Origin of the sequence: Citrobacter sp. wls613 (genome assembly GCF_005281195.1) — a bacterium.
Lineage (GTDB): Bacteria > Pseudomonadota > Gammaproteobacteria > Enterobacterales > Enterobacteriaceae > Citrobacter > Citrobacter gillenii.
In genome coordinates this window covers 52566-70004 of record NZ_SZXN01000013.1, presented here as the reverse complement: position 1 = coordinate 70004, position 17439 = coordinate 52566, and the positions used below count along the sequence as shown (strand labels likewise).

14 protein-coding genes and 1 pseudogene are annotated in these 17439 nt (G+C 54.3%); 10 read left to right on the top strand and 5 right to left on the bottom strand.

Annotation, left to right across the window (positions count from 1 at the left end; all coding sequences use genetic code 11):
* Positions 1–36 precede the first annotated feature (36 nt).
* Positions 37–927: a LysR family transcriptional regulator gene (locus tag FDX01_RS03095; RefSeq protein ID WP_096758697.1), complete on the bottom strand. Its 891-nt coding sequence runs from the start codon at positions 925–927 to the stop codon at positions 37–39.
* Positions 928–1028: 101 nt separating this feature from the next.
* Between FDX01_RS03095 and FDX01_RS03090 the strand changes: the two genes are divergently transcribed.
* Both FDX01_RS03090 and FDX01_RS03085 read left to right on the top strand, forming a co-directional pair.
* The gene (locus tag FDX01_RS03090) at positions 1029–1439 is read left to right on the top strand and encodes a CidA/LrgA family protein (RefSeq protein ID WP_115259694.1); all 411 of its coding nucleotides are present in this window, start codon (positions 1029–1031) and stop codon (positions 1437–1439) included.
* Positions 1432–2121 (top strand): LrgB family protein, encoded by a 690-nt coding sequence (locus FDX01_RS03085; RefSeq protein WP_115259693.1) that lies wholly within the window; start codon positions 1432–1434, stop codon positions 2119–2121. Before FDX01_RS03090 ends, FDX01_RS03085 begins: the two co-directional genes overlap by 8 nt.
* Positions 2122–2136: 15 nt before the next feature.
* Here the strand turns inward: FDX01_RS03085 and FDX01_RS03080 are convergent, their stop codons facing one another.
* Positions 2137–3426, bottom strand: a complete 1290-nt coding sequence (locus FDX01_RS03080) for a Gfo/Idh/MocA family oxidoreductase (RefSeq protein ID WP_137399208.1) — start codon at positions 3424–3426, stop codon at positions 2137–2139.
* Positions 3427–3668: 242 nt separating this feature from the next.
* Here FDX01_RS03080 and FDX01_RS03075 point away from each other — a divergent pair, with 242 nt between their 5' ends.
* Positions 3669–4622 carry a DUF4431 domain-containing protein gene (locus tag FDX01_RS03075; protein ID WP_117343596.1) on the top strand — a complete coding sequence of 318 codons (954 nt, stop codon included), beginning with the start codon at positions 3669–3671 and terminating at the stop codon, positions 4620–4622.
* Between the two features lie 47 nt (positions 4623–4669).
* Here the strand turns inward: FDX01_RS03075 and actP are convergent, their stop codons facing one another.
* The 3 genes from actP to acs form a co-directional block, all read right to left on the bottom strand.
* Positions 4670–6319 (bottom strand): cation/acetate symporter ActP, encoded by a 1650-nt coding sequence (gene actP, locus FDX01_RS03070; RefSeq protein ID WP_096758694.1) that lies wholly within the window; start codon positions 6317–6319, stop codon positions 4670–4672.
* Positions 6316–6630 (bottom strand): DUF485 domain-containing protein, encoded by a 315-nt coding sequence (locus tag FDX01_RS03065; RefSeq protein WP_096758693.1) that lies wholly within the window; start codon positions 6628–6630, stop codon positions 6316–6318. Before FDX01_RS03065 ends, actP begins: the two co-directional genes overlap by 4 nt.
* Positions 6631–6868: 238 nt before the next feature.
* Positions 6869–8827, bottom strand: a complete 1959-nt coding sequence (gene acs, locus FDX01_RS03060) for an acetate--CoA ligase (protein ID WP_115259691.1) — start codon at positions 8825–8827, stop codon at positions 6869–6871.
* Positions 8828–9263: 436 nt separating this feature from the next.
* Between acs and nrfA the strand changes: the two genes are divergently transcribed.
* The 7 genes and pseudogenes from nrfA to gltP form a co-directional block, all read left to right on the top strand.
* On the top strand, positions 9264–10700 hold the full coding sequence (gene nrfA, locus FDX01_RS03050) for an ammonia-forming nitrite reductase cytochrome c552 subunit (protein ID WP_096758690.1): 1437 nt from the start codon (positions 9264–9266) through the stop codon (positions 10698–10700).
* A gap of 44 nt (positions 10701–10744) precedes the next feature.
* A complete protein-coding gene (nrfB, locus tag FDX01_RS03045) occupies positions 10745–11311 on the top strand; it encodes a cytochrome c nitrite reductase pentaheme subunit (RefSeq protein ID WP_096758689.1) in 567 nt (188 codons plus the stop codon).
* Complete coding sequence (nrfC, locus tag FDX01_RS03040) at positions 11308–11979, top strand: cytochrome c nitrite reductase Fe-S protein (RefSeq protein WP_137399207.1); 672 nt, start codon at positions 11308–11310, stop codon at positions 11977–11979. Before nrfB ends, nrfC begins: the two co-directional genes overlap by 4 nt.
* Positions 11976–12932, top strand: coding sequence for a cytochrome c nitrite reductase subunit NrfD (gene nrfD, locus FDX01_RS03035; RefSeq protein ID WP_137399206.1), 957 nt, complete (start codon positions 11976–11978; stop codon positions 12930–12932). The genes nrfC and nrfD overlap by 4 nt, the downstream gene beginning before the upstream one ends.
* 13 nt (positions 12933–12945) lie before the next feature.
* Positions 12946–15175: pseudogene (nrfF, locus tag FDX01_RS03030) on the top strand (heme lyase NrfEFG subunit NrfF).
* On the top strand, positions 15172–15789 hold the full coding sequence (gene nrfG / locus FDX01_RS03020) for a heme lyase NrfEFG subunit NrfG (protein WP_096758684.1): 618 nt from the start codon (positions 15172–15174) through the stop codon (positions 15787–15789). The pseudogene nrfF and the gene nrfG overlap by 4 nt, the downstream one beginning before the upstream one ends.
* Positions 15790–16133: 344 nt before the next feature.
* On the top strand, positions 16134–17439 hold a 1306-nt coding region (gene gltP / locus FDX01_RS03015), incomplete at its 3' end, for a glutamate/aspartate:proton symporter GltP (protein ID WP_137399229.1).

Here is a 17439-nt window from a genome sequence, read left to right as displayed (position 1 = left end):
AGGCCGGATAAGGCGGTTACGCCGCCATCCGGCAACTTACGTCTCCTGCGTTAACCAAAACCCTTCGCAGCATTTTAGCCACGCCTGTGCGCTGTGCGACAGATACACGCCTTCGCGCCAGATCATGCCCAACTGCCAGCGTAAATGGCTTTCCAGCGGGATCCAGCGTAGCGTCTGCTTATCCAGTTTTTGGCAAATGGGTTCTGGTAAAATGGCGATCCCAACCCCGGCTTGTACCATCGCAGCGAGGAAATCCCACTGTCCGCTGCGTACCGCAATGCGTGGCTTGACGTGGTGCTGGCTAAACAACTCCAGCAACTGACGGCTTAGGGCGAAATCTTCGTTGTAGATTAGCAGCGGGTGCTCGGCCAGCGCCTCGGGGGAAATAGAATCACAGGTTGTCCACTGGCCGGAGCGCGGCACCAGCACGCAAAGTGGATGGCTGAAAAGCGGCAAGGTCGCCAGACCGCTCTCTTCTTCGACCGGTAGCGCCGTCATCGCCACATCCAGATCGCCGTTCATCACTGCCTGCTGGACGGTTAAGCCACCAAATTCTGATATTTTCAGCTCAACGCCGGGATAACGCTGGCGAAACAGGCTGATGGGGCCGGCCATTAACATGCCGACCATCGGGGGGATACCGAGTCGCAGGATCCCCTTATTCAGATGGTTAATATCGCTCAGTTCTGCCTCAAGCTGGCGGAATTCGGCGAGGATTGCCAGGCCGCGTTCAAAGACGATACGTCCGGTATCGGTCAACAACAATCGCCGCCCGTCGCGGATTAGCAGCGTGCAGTTCAGCTCGTCTTCAAGGTTCTTCAACATTTTGCTGATGGTCGGCTGGGTGACAAACAGCTTCTCTGCCGCGCGGGTAAAGCTCTGCTGGCGAACCACCTCAACAAAATATCGCAGCGTTCTGATATCCATGATTATTCCTTAAGACTATGCCTGCAATGAGTTTAATTCATTTCAGTCCTTGGGGGAGGGTCTCTATACTGGCGCTCTCTCTTTTTTACGGACATTCCCTCATGGCTGTGGCGATTAGCCGCGTGACGCCTGCGGTTATTCATCGACTCCAGGTCCCCGTTCAGGTTCTGTTGTACGCAGGTTTATTTGTTTTTGCTCAATATCTTGTCTCCTGGCTACATTTGCCGCTTCCCGCCAACCTGGTCGGGATGGTACTGATGCTGGCGCTGATTGTGTGCAGGGTGATCCCGCTTAGCTGGATACGCGCAGGCGCCCGTTGGCTGCTGGCTGAAATGCTGCTGTTTTTTGTCCCGGCGGTTGTTGCCGTGGTGAACTATACGCACCTGTTGCTGGTGGATGGCTGGCGCATTTTTGCCGTTATTGCCATCAGCACGCTGATGGTGCTCGGTGCCACTGCGTGGGTGGTTGATAAAGTGTATCGCTATGAAATGAGCAGGTTAAACCGTGAGTAATTTCCAGTTAAGCGTGTTGTGTCTGGTGATTACGCTGGGTATCTATTTTGCCAACAAGCGCCTGTATCGTCGTTTTCGGACATTGCCGCTGATGCCGCTGGTCCTCACGCCCGCGCTGCTGGTGCTGATGCTGGTGTTCGGGCATATCTCCTGGCAAAACTATATTGGTGAATCGCACTGGCTGATGTGGCTTCTGGGCCCGGCGACCATCGCATTTGCCGTGCCGGTTTACGATAACCTCGCGGTCATTAAGCGTCACTGGATGTCGCTGACGGCAGGCGTGGTGACGGCAACGCTGGTGGCCGTCACCAGTTCGGTATGGCTGGCGCGTCTGTTTATGTTACCCGATGAAATCCAGCGCAGCCTGGCGGTGCGCTCGGTAACCACGCCATTTGCGCTGGCTGCGGCCGAGCCGCTGGGCGGGCAACCGGATCTGGTGGCGCTGTTTGTGGTGATCACCGGTGTATTCGGTATGGCGGTGGGCGACATGCTGTTTTTGCGCCTTTCCATCCGTGAAGGAATGGCGAAAGGGGCTGGGTTTGGTGCGGCGTCGCACGGCGCAGGCACCGCGCGCTCCTATGAGCTTGGCCAACAGGAAGGGGTGATTGCCAGCCTGGTAATGATGCTTTCCGGCGTGGTGATGGTGCTGGTGGCACCGCTGGTCGCGAGGCTGATGTTCTGACCAGCGGCCCGTACGCTATTTCAGCCGTGAAATCAGTTCAAACTCTTTAAAATTTACTGGGCGCTGCTGCTGCATGGAGCGATTCCCGGCGATGCCGGTCAGAATTGACATGGCGCCCGCGCGATGGTCGGCGGCTCGCTGCAGCGGATCGTGTCGCGGCTCGCCAAACAGATCGGCCAGCATCGCGTTATCACCGCCGCCGTGGCCACCTTCGCCCAGCGTGAAGTCGGCCTGCCAGGGCGCAGCGAACATCGGGAAAACGGTAATATCACAGCTTTCCAGGCTGCCTTCGTTCTCCCTCGCCCCGCCTGCATTGACGTATGATTTCTCCACGATCTTCATCTCCAGGCGACCTTCGCTACCGTTAAACACCACGTTCAGTCCTTCCCACGGCAGATAAGTGTTCAACGAGTAGGTGAGCTGTACCTGGTTTTGATACTTCACCAGCACCGACAGCGTGTCTTCAATGGTGATGCCATCGCTGAATACGCTTTGATCGCGAAAATAATTGTCTTCGTGTTCAGCATCCAGATACAGCGCTTTAAGCTGCGGATTCTCCGCTATTTGCAGTGCAAACGGATCGTCCTTGGCCTGCGCATAGCCATGAGCACGTGGATAAAACTGCGTCACACCGCGGCGTTCGGCATTTTCTTTTCCGTAGAAACGCAGGCTGCCTTCGGCATAAACACGCTGTGGATAGCTGTCCAGCCAGAAGTTCATCAGGTCAAAATGATGGGTTGATTTATGCACCAGCAGGCCGCCGCTGTTGCGCTTTTCCCGATGCCAGCGGCGGAAGTAATCGGCGCCGTGTTCGGTATTCAGTAACCACTCAAAGTGAACCGAAAAGACGTCGCCAATGGCACCGTTCATCAGCAGCTCGCGTACCTTGCTGTGATGCGGAGCATAGCGATAGTTAAAAGCGACGCGCACCTCGTGTCCGGTCTCTTCAATGGCGTCGAGAATACGCAGGGCGCGCTTCTCATCGATGGTCATCGGTTTTTCAGTGATCACATCACAGCCCGCGTGCAGCGCCCGCACGATATAGTCATCGTGGGTGCGGTCCATAGTGGTCACGATGATGACATCGGGGCGGGTTTCGCGGATCATATCTTCAAACTGTGCGGCTTTCCAGGTGGATACCGGAGCGGCCCCCTCATTTTTTAATAGCTGATTCGCGTAGTTCATACGGGTTTGGTTGGTGTCGCAAAAGGCGACCAGCCGGGCGTTTTCCTTCCATTGCCCACCAATCGCTGAGATATACAGGCCCGCTCGCCCGCCGGTTCCTACCAGGGCATATTTCTTCATCGCATCCTCTTTTCTCAAAATGAATTAACGTGTTTATGTAATAAAAACAGTGTTTCAATTTCATTTAGGTACTGTAGCGCTATCAACAGTGATGGATACGTTGGAGAGAGAAAACTGTGATCCCCAGCGAAAAAGACCGGGGAAGATGTCGATATTCTGATTTTCCCATGAACGCTTTTTAGCCTTACGCTCATATTTTACAATCGTGATTAATTCCGTTGGCCAGTGTAAGGATATTCAGTGTGAAATATTTGTGGTTATCTGCTCTCCTGTTCAGCCAGGTCGTTATGGCCTGGTGTCCTGATGAGGACCAAAAGGTGGTACTTCAGGGAACATTGATACAACAGACGCTACCCGGCCCGCCAAATTACGAAAGCATCAAGGATGGCGATGAAGCGGTAACTTATGATTATCTTAAGTTGGATCAACCTTTTGAGTGTGATATTACCGGTGAGAGTGAAAGTGTTCCGCTAGTACAGATTATTTTGATGGGCAAAAGTAAGCCTGGTTACGCCGATCTTGCTCCTTCTCTGGGAAAAGATGTCATCCTGACCGGGAAAACGATGTATGCCCAAACTGGCCTCCACTTTACCTCTGTCTTGCTCATCCTTGATGATGTGAAAGATGTTACCCCTCTCAACACGCCCGAACAAAAGAAAAGCGCGCTGATTCAGTTTCAACAGTTCCAGCAGGCGCTGAGTGAGAAAAACGTTGCCGCATTAAAGTCTTATTTTGTATTCCCATTACCGGGCAGCCTTGATGATTTTATTCCTTACGATGAATCACAATCATCTCAGTCGGATCAGCTTACCGAGGCGGTGTTTGATAAAAATGCGTCGCAGATTATTAAGGGTTTACACATCTTGAGTAGTCTTGATGTTAACCCTGACACTCTGGAAATCAAAGAACACCGGATAAACGCGCTATCGGCACAAGAGCAGAAACGGAAATACTTTCCGGGTGATGAAGACGGCACGTTTTATTATGAAGAAAACGGTCAGCGTCACGTGGTTGACGGAACCTGCGACACGGTTGCTATGGGGGAATTTGACGAGGGCGTTTTAAGGCTTTCTCAGGGTACCGATGCGAATAAACAACGGCCTGGCCTCTCAGAGTCTTGTGACGGAGCATCGTCATATTTGTTTAAGCTAATTGATGGAAAACTCCGTCTGGTGGCGAGTTTTACCGCTGGTTGAATCTGTGCCGAACACTCCCCGACCGGTGAAGTCGGGGAGGAGATCTATTAGTGCGCGCGACCTTGCTCTACGCCGTACCCGGTCTGGGAACGGATGAACTGAGCACGGAACTGCTCACGCTCGCGATTACCTTCTGCGGAATTATCGGTGGCAGAGAAGAACCAAATACCGAGGAACGCCACGCTAATGGAGAACAGCGCCGGGTATTCATACGGGAAAATGGCTTTTTCGTGACCGAGAATTTGCACCCATACCGTTGGGCCAAGCACCATCAGCACCACTGCCGTTATCAGACCTAACCAGCCGCCCAGCATGGCACCACGCGTGGTCAGTCGTGACCAGTACATGGAAAGCAGGATGATTGGGAAGTTGCAGCTTGCCGCGATAGCGAACGCCAGGCCGACCATAAAGGCGATGTTCTGGTTTTCAAACAGCACGCCGAGCAGGATGGCAATCACGCCCAGTACCAGTACGGTGATTTTCGACACGCGCAGTTCTTCACGCTCGGTAGCACCTTTACGGAACACGTTAGCGTACAGATCGTGAGAGACCGCCGAGGCACCCGCCAGCGTCAGACCAGCAACCACGGCCAGAATGGTGGCAAAGGCCACTGCGGAGATAAAGCCGAGGAACAGGTTACCGCCCACCGCGTTGGCCAGATGCACCGCCGCCATGTTATTGCCGCCAATCAGTGCGCCAGCCGCGTCTTTATACGCCGGGTTTGCACCGACCAGCATTATTGCGCCAAAACCGATGATAAAGGTCAGGATGTAGAAATAACCCATAAAGCCGGTGGCGTAGAACACACTCTTACGCGCTTCGCGGGCATCGCTGACCGTGAAGAAACGCATCAGAATGTGCGGCAGACCCGCGGTTCCGAACATCAGTCCGAGGCCTAACGATAGCGCCGATATTGGGTCTTTCACCAATCCGCCCGGGCTCATAATCGCCGAGCCTTTCGGGTGTACCGCCATCGCTTCGGTGAACAGGTTGTTGAAGCTGAAGCCGACGTGCTTCATGACCATAAAGGCCATAAAGCTGGCACCGAACAGCAGCAGTACGGCTTTGATGATTTGCACCCACGTAGTGGCCAGCATGCCGCCGAACAGCACGTACATCATCATCAGTACGCCAACCAGCACCACAGCAATGTGATAGTTCAGACCGAACAGCAGTTGGATAAGCTTCCCGGCACCCACCATCTGGGCGATCAGGTACAGCGCGACCACCACCAGTGAACCACAGGCCGACAGAATACGGATAGGCCCCTGCTTCAGACGGTAAGAGGCGACGTCCGCAAAGGTGTAGCGACCGAGGTTACGCAGACGTTCGGCAATCAGGAACAGAATGATTGGCCAGCCGACCAGGAAGCCGAGTGAGTAAATCAGCCCGTCATAGCCAGAGGTAAAGACCAGCGCGGAAATCCCGAGGAACGACGCCGCCGACATATAGTCGCCCGCAATCGCCAGCCCATTCTGGAAACCGGTGATGTTACCGCCCGCGGTGTAATAGTCGTTACGCGAACGCACGCGCTTAGACGCCCAGTAGGTAATGCCGAGCGTAAATATGACGAAAATCAGGAACATAACAATCGCCTGCCAGTTGGTTGGCTGGCGTTGGACTGCACCGCTAATAGCATCCGCCGCATTTGCGGCGAAGGGCAGCGTGGCGGCTAGCGCCGTCAGGACTCTCTTCATGATGCTTTAACCTCGTGCAGAACCGCATTGTTAAGACGATCGAATTCACCGTTGGCCCGCCAGATATAGATTCCGGTCAGGAGGAAGGAGATGAGGATCACGCCCACCCCAATTGGAATACCTCGGGTGACGCTGGTTCCCGCATGTAGCGGTGTCCCCAGCCAGCCAGGCGCAAAGGCAATCAGTAAAATAAAGCTGATATAAACCACCAGCATGATGATGGATAGTACAGCGGCAAACCGTTGCCTTTTTTCAACTAACTCCCTGAAACGCGCACTGTCTTCTATCCGCTGATAAATATTGTCATTCATCGCAGAGCTCTCCAGAGGTCCCCTTTGTCTTTCGCGCTACAGGCATGACCTGTTAGCTGTCGCAGTCCGGCAACACGAAATCCTTTGGGGGAGGTTTTATAATTTCCCTCCCGATGAAGAGAGGGTAGGGGGATTTTTTATTTTGCCGGATGGCGGCTAACGCCTTATCCGGCCTACAAGGGATGCTGAACCTGTAGGCCCGATAAGCAGCGCGCCATCGGGCATTTCACGGTTAGGGTTATGATGGCATCGCGATAGCCTGCTTCTCTTCGAGCAGTTTCTCTACCACGCCAGGATCGGCGAGGGTCGAGGTATCGCCCAGATTGCTGGTATCGCCAGCCGCAATTTTGCGCAGAATACGGCGCATAATTTTGCCGGAGCGGGTTTTTGGCAGTGAGTCGGTCCAGTGCAGCACGTCTGGCGTTGCCAGCGGGCCAATTTCTTTACGCACCCAGTTGCGTACTTCAGCGTACAGCTCAGGTGTCGGCTCTTCGCCGTGGTTCAGCGTGACGTAGGCGTAGATGGCCTGGCCTTTAATATTATGCGGAATACCCACTACCGCGGCTTCGGCAATCTTCGGATGCGACACCAGCGCCGACTCGATTTCAGCCGTCCCCAGACGGTGGCCGGAAACGTTCAGCACGTCGTCCACGCGTCCTGTTATCCAGTAGTAGCCGTCTTCGTCACGACGCGCGCCGTCGCCGCTGAAGTACATATTCTTGAAGGTGGAGAAGTAGGTCTGCTCAAAACGATCGTGATCGCCAAACAGGGTTCTCGCCTGACCCGGCCAGGAATCGGTGATCACCAGGTTGCCTTCGGTCGCGCCTTCCAGCGGGTTGCCTTCGTTATCGACAATCGCCGGCTGCACGCCGAAGAACGGACGTGTTGCCGAACCGGCTTTCAGTTCGGTAGCGCCCGGCAGCGGGGTGATCATGAAACCGCCGGTTTCGGTCTGCCACCAGGTATCGACGACCGGGCATTTTTCGTTGCCAATCTTCTTCCAGTACCATTCCCAAGCTTCTGGGTTAATCGGCTCGCCGACAGAGCCCAGAATACGCAGTGACGAACGGTCGGTGCCTTCAATCGCTTTATCGCCTTCTGCCATCAGGGCACGGATCGCGGTGGGTGCGGTATAGAGAATATTGACCTGATGCTTATCCACGACCTGCGACATACGCGCAGGCGTTGGCCAGTTGGGTACGCCTTCGAACATCAGCGTGGTAGCGCCGCAGGCCAGCGGGCCGTACAGCAAATAGCTGTGCCCGGTTACCCAGCCGACGTCAGCGGTACACCAGTAGATATCGCCCTGATGATAATCAAACACGTATTTGAAGGTGGTCGCCGCGTAAACCAGATACCCGCCGGTGGTGTGCAGCACGCCTTTTGGCTTACCGGTTGAACCGGAGGTATACAGAATAAACAGCGGATCTTCCGCGTTCATCTCTTCCGGTTGATGCTCAGGGCTCGCTTTCTCAATAAGGTCGGACCACCACAGGTCGCGGCCTTCCTGCCAGTCTGTTTTTCCGCCGGTACGTTTGAGGACCACCACGTGCTCAACGGTCTTCACGTTCGGGTTTTTCAGCGCATCATCCACGTTCTTTTTCAGCGGGATGCCGCGTCCAGCACGCACACCTTCATCGGCGGTGATCACCAGGCGCGAGTTTGAGTCGATGATACGTCCGGCAACGGCTTCCGGCGAGAACCCGCCAAAGATCACCGAATGCACCGCACCAATACGGGCGCAGGCCAGCATCGCCACCGCAGCTTCCGGGACCATTGGCATATAGATCGCCACCACATCGCCTTTTTTAATGCCTAAATCCAGCAATGTATTGGCAAAACGGCAAACGTCGCGATGCAGTTCGCGATAGGTAATATGTTTACTTTGAGTTGCGTCATCGCCTTCCCAGATGATGGCGGTGCGATCGCCGTTTTCCTGTAGATGACGGTCAAGGCAGTTCGCTGCCAGATTCAGCGTGCCGTCTTCGTACCATTTAATGGACACATTGCCGGGCGCAAAAGAGGTGTTCTTTACCAGGCTATAAGGTTGCATCCAATCGAGAATTTTTCCCTGCTCGCCCCAAAATGTGTCGGGGTCGGTAATAGATTGTTGGTATTTCGCGTCGTACTGCTCCGGGTTTATCAGGCAACGATCCGCAATATTTGCGGGAATAGCGTGTTTATGTATTTGGCTCATGGCTTTTGTTCTCCTTGTAGGATGTTAATAATATGTCTCATAAACGTTAAATGTAGGGGCATTTAGAGTTTTGTTTGGGATTTGAGCGGCAGATCACGCAATAAGCGAATTGTGCAAATTAGCGGCAAACTGATTTTTGAAGAGAACTAGCAAAAATTAATTAAATCTCGCGATAACATGCAGTTATATGAAGAAGTTTGAAAAAGGTGATCGGTGTTGGGAATAGACCAAAGAGTGAGAGGTTGGAGGGGTTTACTAACTCTAAAGTGGTATTTTACATGCACTTACAATTGATTAAAAACAACATTCTAAGTGTGGTTTTTTGATAAAAAGAGGGTGGAGCAATGTCATGACAGTATACGTGTGGTTGCTGTTATGGAAAACAATAAAAGAATCGCCATTGCAGACAATGGCGTCATCTGGATGAGACCCCCCTATGGCAAGGACAAAATCACCCGTACTCCGTTTCTTCAGCCTGATATTACCGTTTTTATTTATCTCTGCCGTTCACGCTGAACAAACCCCAGTACCCGCAAAAACCGTCACCGTTGAAGCGAAGAATGAAACCTTCGCCCCTCAGCATCCCGATCAATACCTCTCATGGAAAGCCACGTCGGAGCAGTCCGCACGTGAAGATGCGCTGGCAGAGGATCCTCGACTGGTGATTCTGTGGGCGGGATATCCTTTCTCGCGTGATTACAACAAACCGCGTGGGCATGCTTACGCGGTGACCGATGTCCGTGAAACATTACGTACCGGCGCGCCAAAAACTGCAGAAGATGGTCCGCTGCCGATGGCCTGCTGGAGCTGTAAAAGCCCTGACGTGGCGCGCCTGATCCAGAAAGACGGCGAAGACGGTTATTTCCACGGTAAATGGGCGCGCGGCGGCCCGGAAATTGTTAACAATTTAGGCTGTGCGGATTGCCATAACACCGCCTCGGCAGATTTCGCCAAAGGGAAGCCCGAGCTGACGTTGTCCCGTCCTTATGCAGAACGCGCGATGGAAAGCATCGGTAAACCGTTTGATAAAGCCGGTCGCTTTGACCAGCAGTCCATGGTCTGCGGCCAGTGTCACGTGGAGTACTACTTCGACGGTAAAAACAAAGCCGTTAAGTTCCCGTGGGACGAGGGGATGAAAGTTGAGAACATGGAGAAATACTACGACGCCATTGCGTTCTCCGACTGGACCAACTCCCTGTCTAAAACGCCGATGCTGAAAGCGCAGCACCCGGAATATGAAACCTGGACTGCGGGCATTCACGGCAAGAACAATGTGACCTGCATCGACTGTCATATGCCGAAAGTGCAAAACGCTGAAGGCAAGATCTACACCGACCATAAAATTGGTAACCCGTTCGATAACTTCCCTCAGACCTGCGCCAACTGCCACACCCAGGACAAAGCGTCCCTGCAAAAAGTGGTTGCCGAGCGTAAACAAGCGATTCATGACCTGAAAATCAAGGTTGAAGATCAGCTGGTACATGCCCACTTCGAAGCGAAAGCTGCATGGGATGCGGGCGCAACGGAAGCTGAAATGAAGCCGATTCTGGAAGATATTCGCCATGCGCAATGGCGCTGGGATCTGTCTATCGCCTCGCACGGGATTCACATGCACGCGCCGGAAGAAGGTCTGCGTATGTTGGGTAGCGCGATGGATAAAGCGGCCGATGCCCGTACCAAGCTGGTCCGTCTGCTGGCGACCAAAGGCATCACCCATGAAATTCCGCTGCCGGATATCTCGACGAAAGAGAAAGCCCAGAAGGCGATCGGTTTGAACATGCAGCAAATCAATGCTGAGAAGCAGGACTTCATCAAAACGGTGATTCCGCAGTGGGAAGACCAGGCGCGTAAAAACGGTCTGTTAAGCCAATAACCCCTTTCCGCCTCGCAAGGGGCGGATAACTCAACGGAGTGAATATGAGCGTATTACGTTCGTTATTAACTGCTGGGGTGCTGGCGTCAGGCCTGTTCTGGAGCCTGTGCGGGAATGCCGCGACCCCCACGCCACAGGAATCGGATCAACGCTTTACGGTCACCCAACAGCGTAATCCGGATGCCGCCTGTCTGGATTGTCACAAGCCGGACACCGAAGGCATGCATGGTAAACATGCCGAAGTCATCAACCCAAATAATAAACTGCCGGTTACCTGCACCAACTGTCACGGCCAGCCGTCACCTAATCACCGCGAAGGGGTGAAGGATGTGATGCGCTTTAATGAGCCGATGTACAACGTGGAGCAGCAGAACAGCGTCTGTATGTCCTGTCACCTGCCTGAGCAGTTGCAAAAAGCGTTCTGGCCGCACGATGTCCACGTGACGAAAGTAGCGTGTGCCAGCTGTCACTCACTGCATCCGAAGCAAGACACGATGCAGACGCTAAGCGATAAAGGACGGATTAAGATTTGCGTCGATTGCCACAGCGATCAGCGTAACAATCCAAACTTTAATCCGGCGTCGATTCCCTTGCTTAAGGAGCATCCATGAGTTGCTCTCGTCGCCAGTTTATCACCGGCGTCGGCGCGCTGGTGGCTGTTAGCGGGACGGCGGGACGCGTCGTGGCGAAGACGTTAAACATTAACGGCGTGCGTTACGTCATGATACATGATGAATCATTATGCATCGGCTGTACCGCCTGCATGGATGCCTGTCGGGAAGTGAACAACGTGCCGGAAGGCGTATCGCGTCTGACGATTATTCGCAGCGAGCCGCTGGGGACGTTTCCTGATGTGAAGTACCGCTTCTTCCGCCATTCGTGCCAGCACTGCGATCACGCCCCCTGTGTTGACGTCTGCCCGACGGGGGCATCGTATCGCGATGCTGCCACCGGCATTGTGGATGTGAACCCGGATCTGTGCGTCGGTTGCCAGTATTGCATCGCCGCCTGCCCGTATCGCGTGCGCTTTATTCATCCGGTCAACAAGACGGCAGATAAGTGCGACTTCTGCCGTAAAACCAACCTGAAAGCGGGCAAGCAGCCTGCTTGCGTTGAGTCATGTCCGACGAAAGCGCTGACGTTTGGTAATCTGGACGATCCCAACAGCGAGATCTCTCGTCTGTTGCACCAGAAAAATACCTACCGTTACAAGCTGGCGTTAGGCACCAAACCGAAGGTCTACCGCGTTCCCTTTAAATACGGGGAGGTGAGCCAATGACACCCGCTTCTGCATTCCATTTTGAATCACTGGTGTGGGACTGGCCCATCGCCATCTATCTGTTCCTGATCGGTATTTCCGCCGGACTGGTGACGCTGTCGGTATTGCTTCGACGGCTGCATCCGGAAGCGGGCGGTTCAGACAGTACGTTACTGCGTACCACGCTGGTACTCGGGCCGGGAGCGATTATTCTCGGCCTGCTGATCCTGGTCTTGCACCTGACGCGTCCATGGACCTTCTGGAAACTGATGTTCCACTACAGCTTCACCTCGGTGATGTCGATGGGGGTCATGCTATTCCAGTTGTATATGGTGGTGCTGGTGCTGTGGCTGGCAAAAATCTTTGATAAAGAGGTTATTGCCCTGCAACAGCGCTTCGTGCCTCGTCTGACGATCGTGCCAAAACTGCTGGCGCTGATCGCGCCGTTCCATCGTCTGCTGGAAACAGTGATGCTGGTGCTGGCGGTGCTGCTCGGGGCCTACACCGGGTTCTTGCTGTCGGCGCTGAAATCCTATCCGTTCCTGAATAACCCGATCTTGCCAGTGCTGTTCCTGTTTTCCGGGATCTCGTCCGGTGCGGCGGTGGCGCTGATCGCCATGGCATTGCGCCATCGCGGTAACCCGCACACCACCGAGGCGCATTTTGTACACCGCATGGAAACCCCGGTAGTGTGGCTGGAAATCTTCCTGCTGGCGGCGTTCTTTATCGGGCTGGCGCTGGGCGATGACGGCAAAATGCGCGCGCTGGTTGCGGCGTTGGGCGGTGGTTTCTGGACCTGGTGGTTCTGGCTGGGCGTGACCGGGTTGGGGCTGATCCTGCCGATGCTGCTGAAACCGTGGGCGAATCGTAGCCCGACGTTTCACGGTGTGCTGGCAGTGTGTGGTGCCAGCCTGACCGGCGTGCTGCTGCTGCGCTTTTTCATTCTGTATGCAGGGCAACTGACGGTTGCGTAGGGCAAGGTGATTTCTGGACGTACTCCTTCCTGAAGCCGGTTTTCTGGCATTGTTGTTAAGTCTCGGGGTCAACGTGTTGACCCCGCTTGCCGTGCTGACGGGCGTACGTCAGCGCTGGCAGGGCGTTATGCGTCTGGCCTGCGTGGGCGTGTGGACGCAGTTTGCGCTGCTGTTGCTGGCCTTTGCCATTCTGGTGTTCTGTTTCCTGACCAGTGATTTCTCCGTTGTTTACGTAGCTCAGCACAGCTATAGCCTGCTGCCGTGGGGATTAAAGCTGGCGGCGGTGTGGGGTGGTCATGAAGGATCGCTGCTACTGTGGGTGCTGTTTCTTTCTGCCTGGAGCGCACTGTTCGCCTGGCGCTCCAGGCGTGAGCCGGACGCGCTGTTTCCGTTAACCCTCAGCGTCCTGTCAATGATGACCGCGTCATTGCTGCTGTTCGTGGTGGTGTGGTCCGATCCGTTCGTACGCATCTTCCCGCCGGCAATTGAAGGGCGCGACCTGAACCCGATGCTGCAACACCTGGGGCTGATTCTGCATCCACCGCTGCTGTATCTGGGCTACGGTGGGCTGATGGTGGCGGCCGGCGTGGCGCTGGCTTCGCTGCTGCGCGGCGGCTTTAACGCGCGGACTGCCTGGGTGTGCTGGCGCTGGGCGCTGCCCGGCTGGTGCGCCCTGACGCTTGGGATCATCCTTGGTTCCTGGTGGGCTTATTGTGAACTGGGCTGGGGCGGCTGGTGGTTCTGGGACCCGGTAGAAAACGCTTCCTTATTACCCTGGCTTTCCGCCAGTGCGTTACTGCATAGCCTGTATGTCTCACGACAGCGTGGAGGCTTCCCGCACTGGTCGCTGCTGCTGGCGATTGTCACGCTGATTTTATCACTGTTGGGCACGCTGATTGTGCGTTCCGGCATACTGGTTTCTGTTCATGCCTTTGCGCTGGACAACGTCCGCGCTGCGCCGCTGTTTGCGCTGTTTACCGTGTTAAGCCTGGCATCGCTCGGTCTGTATGCCTGGCGGGCGCGGGACGTCGGTCACACGGTACGTTTTGGCGGCTGGTCGCGTGAGATGATGATTCTGGTCGCGCTGCTGCTGTTTTGCGCGGTGCTGCTTATCGTGCTAATTGGCACGCTGTATCCGATGATTTACGGCCTGTTTGGTTGGGGACGACTCTCCGTTGGCGCGCCTTACTTCAACCGTGCAACGCTGCCGTTTGGCCTGCTGATGCTGGTGGTCATCGTGATAGCGACGATCAGAAGCCGGAAGGTGCCGCTGCGAAGCCAGCTTCCGGCGCTGCTGGCGCATGCTGGCGTGCTGGTTTTTGCTGCAGGGATCGTGTTCTCCAGCGGGAGCCGCCAGGAAGTGAGCCAGAATCTGAGTCCTGGGCAGCAGGTTGAACTGGCAGGCTATGTTTTCCGCTTTGAGCACCTCTCTCTGGAAGCAAAAGGAAACTACACCAGTGAAAAGGCGCTGATTACGCTCTGGCAGGATGAGAAACGCATCGGCAGCCTGCAGCCCGAAAGACGCTTCTATTCCGCGCGTCGCCAGCAAATGATGGAGCCGGGTATCCGTTGGAACCTGCTGCACGACTGGTACGCGGTGATCGGCGAAAAAACCGGACCGGAGCGCTATGCCATGCGCTTGTACGTGCAAAGTGGTGTGCGTTGGGTTTGGGGCGGAGGGCTGCTGATGGTATTCGGCGCGCTGCTCAGCGGCTGGCGGGGGAGAAAGCGCGATGCGTAAATTAATCACAGCGTTGCCGGATGGCGGCGTAAACGCCTTATCCGGCCTACAGGGTACGCAAACCGTAGGCCGGATAAGCGCAGCGCCATCCGGCAGAAAGTTTTTACTCTTAACGATCGTCTTGTTTTTCATCACTTTCGCTACGCATGCCCAGGTTGTCGACACCTGGCGTTTTGACAACCCGCAACAGCAGGAAAAAGCGCTGTCTATTGCCAGCCAGTTGCGCTGCCCACAGTGCCAGAATCAAAACTTACTGGAATCCAATGCGCCGGTGGCGGTCAGTATGCGTCATCAGGTGTATAGCATGGTGGCAGAGGGCAAAAGTGAACATGAGATCACCACGTGGATGACCGATCGTTACGGTGATTTCGTCCGCTATAACCCGCCGCTCAATGAGCAGACGCTGTTGTTGTGGGCACTGCCGTGCCTGTTATTGCTGCTGGTGGGCGTGATTATCTGGCGGGTGAGAACGCATCAGCGCGTAGAAGAGGATGAACGATGAGTCAGCCTGAATGTTGTGCACCGTTGCGTCCGATGCCGGTAAAACGCCTGGCCGCTATAGCTGTGCTGATGGTGATTGCCTGTACGGGAGGGTATTTGTTGTCGCCAAAATGGCAGGCGGTCCAGCAGGAGCAGGCGCGACTGGCTGACCCGTTACATGCGTTTTCTGATGAAAATATGCAGGAAAAACAACTGCTTTCGCTGCAGTCAAAAATACGTGCCAACCCGCAAGACAGCACGCAATGGGCGCAACTGGGTGAGTATTATCTTTGGCAAAACGCGTATCATAATGCGCTACTGGCCTATGAGCAGGCGCTGCGTTTGCGCGGTGAAAACGCCGAGATCTATTCGGCACTGGCGACGGTGCTGTACTATCAGTCCGGGCAGCATATGACGCCGCAAACCCGTGAGATGATTGAGAAATCGCTGGCGCTGGACCCGACAGAAGTTACCGCGCTGATGCTGCTGGCTGCTGATGCGTTTATGCAGGCCGACTATGCACAGGCTATTTTGCAGTGGCAAAAAGTTCTCGATTTAAACTCGCCGAGGGTGGATCGTGCTCAGTTGATTGACTCAATCAATATGGCAAAATTGCTGCAGAATCGACAAAAATAATTTTTGTTTTTTTGTGATTTGCGTCGTTTTTACTGTGCAAAAAAACAGCAGTTGAACAAATTAGCGAAAAAAACGCACAGTCATAATTCTTCATTTTTTATCAAATGAATATTCTTTTATAACAAAAAGTTATTCATGATGACCCGCATAAACTCGCGTTTTTATGCATAAAATCAGCTAAAGGCCCTGTTCTTAAAGGGTTGCGCTGAATGCCATGCAAATGATAATGATAATAAGCGTTAAAAAATTCCATAAACGAACGCAACACAATTCATACCCTTTCAGTATGTACTATTCCCATAGGTTATATGTGAAATAGCGCTCCATCGAGGAAGTCCGTTGTTATGAAAAATTTGAAAGTCAGCCTGGCCTGGCAGATTTTGATCGCCATGGTGCTGGGCATTTTGCTGGGGAGTTACCTGCATTATCACAGTGACAGCCGCGAATGGCTGGTAGTTAACCTGCTGTCTCCGGCAGGGGATATCTTTATCCACCTGATCAAAATGATTGTTGTGCCGATAGTTATCTCCACGTTGATCGTCGGTATTGCCGGGGTCGGTGATGCCAAACAGCTGGGTCGTATTGGCGCCAAAACCATTATCTATTTCGAAGTGATCACCACCGTGGCAATTATCCTCGGCATCACGCTGGCGAATGTGTTCCAGCCTGGTACCGGTGTCGATATGTCGCAGCTGGCGACCGTGGATATTTCGAAATATCAAAGTACAACCGCAGAAGTGCAGAGCCACGCGCATGGCCTGATGGGTACGATTTTGTCACTGGTGCCGACCAACATCGTTGCGTCGATGGCGAAAGGCGACATGCTGCCGATTATCTTCTTCTCGGTGCTGTTTGGTCTGGGCCTGTCTTCACTGCCGGCCACTCACCGCGAACCGCTGGTGACCGTGTTCCGTTCCATCTCTGAAACGATGTTTAAAGTGACGCACATGGTGATGCGTTATGCGCCGGTCGGTGTCTTTGCGCTGATCGCCGTCACCGTGGCGAACTTCGGTTTTGCCTCCCTGTGGCCGCTGGCGAAGCTGGTGCTGCTGGTGCATTTCGCCATCCTGTTCTTCGCGCTGGTGGTGCTCGGTATCGTGGCGCGCGTGTGCGGTTTGAGCATCTGGATCCTGATTCGTATCCTGAAAGACGAACTGATTCTGGCCTACTCTACCGCCAGCTCTGAGAGCGTGCTGCCGCGTATTATTGAGAAGATGGAAGCCTATGGCGCACCGGCCTCCATCACCAGTTTTGTGGTGCCGACCGGGTATTCGTTCAACCTTGACGGTTCGACGCTGTACCAGAGTATCGCCGCGATTTTTATCGCCCAGCTGTACGGCATTGACCTGTCGTTGTGGCAGGAAATCGTACTGGTGCTGACGCTGATGGTGACCTCGAAAGGGATCGCGGGTGTGCCGGGTGTGTCGTTTGTGGTGCTGTTGGCTACGCTGGGTAGCGTGGGTATTCCGCTGGAAGGTCTGGCATTTATCGCCGGTGTTGACCGTATCCTCGACATGGCGCGTACTGCGCTGAACGTGGTGGGTAACGCGTTGGCGGTACTGGTTATCGCCAAGTGGGAACACAAATTTGACCGTAAAAAAGCGCTGGCCTATGAGCGCGAAGTATTGGGCAAATTTGATAAGACCGCCG

Bases quoted from the DNA above. Each gene is read 5' to 3' on its own strand.
- acs (WP_115259691.1), bottom strand. From the start codon at position 8,827: ATGAGCCAAATACATAAACACGCTATTCCCGCAAATATTGCGGATCGT.
- nrfC (WP_137399207.1), top strand. From the start codon at position 11,308: ATGAGTTGCTCTCGTCGCCAGTTTATCACCGGCGTCGGCGCGCTGGTG.
- FDX01_RS03090 (WP_115259694.1), top strand. From the start codon at position 1,029: ATGGCTGTGGCGATTAGCCGCGTGACGCCTGCGGTTATTCATCGACTC.
- FDX01_RS03095 (WP_096758697.1), bottom strand. From the start codon at position 927: ATGGATATCAGAACGCTGCGATATTTTGTTGAGGTGGTTCGCCAGCAG.
- nrfG (WP_096758684.1), top strand. From the start codon at position 15,172: ATGAGTCAGCCTGAATGTTGTGCACCGTTGCGTCCGATGCCGGTAAAA.
- actP (WP_096758694.1), bottom strand. From the start codon at position 6,319: ATGAAGAGAGTCCTGACGGCGCTAGCCGCCACGCTGCCCTTCGCCGCA.
- nrfB (WP_096758689.1), top strand. From the start codon at position 10,745: ATGAGCGTATTACGTTCGTTATTAACTGCTGGGGTGCTGGCGTCAGGC.
- nrfD (WP_137399206.1), top strand. From the start codon at position 11,976: ATGACACCCGCTTCTGCATTCCATTTTGAATCACTGGTGTGGGACTGG.
- nrfA (WP_096758690.1), top strand. From the start codon at position 9,264: ATGGCAAGGACAAAATCACCCGTACTCCGTTTCTTCAGCCTGATATTA.
- FDX01_RS03065 (WP_096758693.1), bottom strand. From the start codon at position 6,630: ATGAATGACAATATTTATCAGCGGATAGAAGACAGTGCGCGTTTCAGG.
- FDX01_RS03080 (WP_137399208.1), bottom strand. From the start codon at position 3,426: ATGAAGAAATATGCCCTGGTAGGAACCGGCGGGCGAGCGGGCCTGTAT.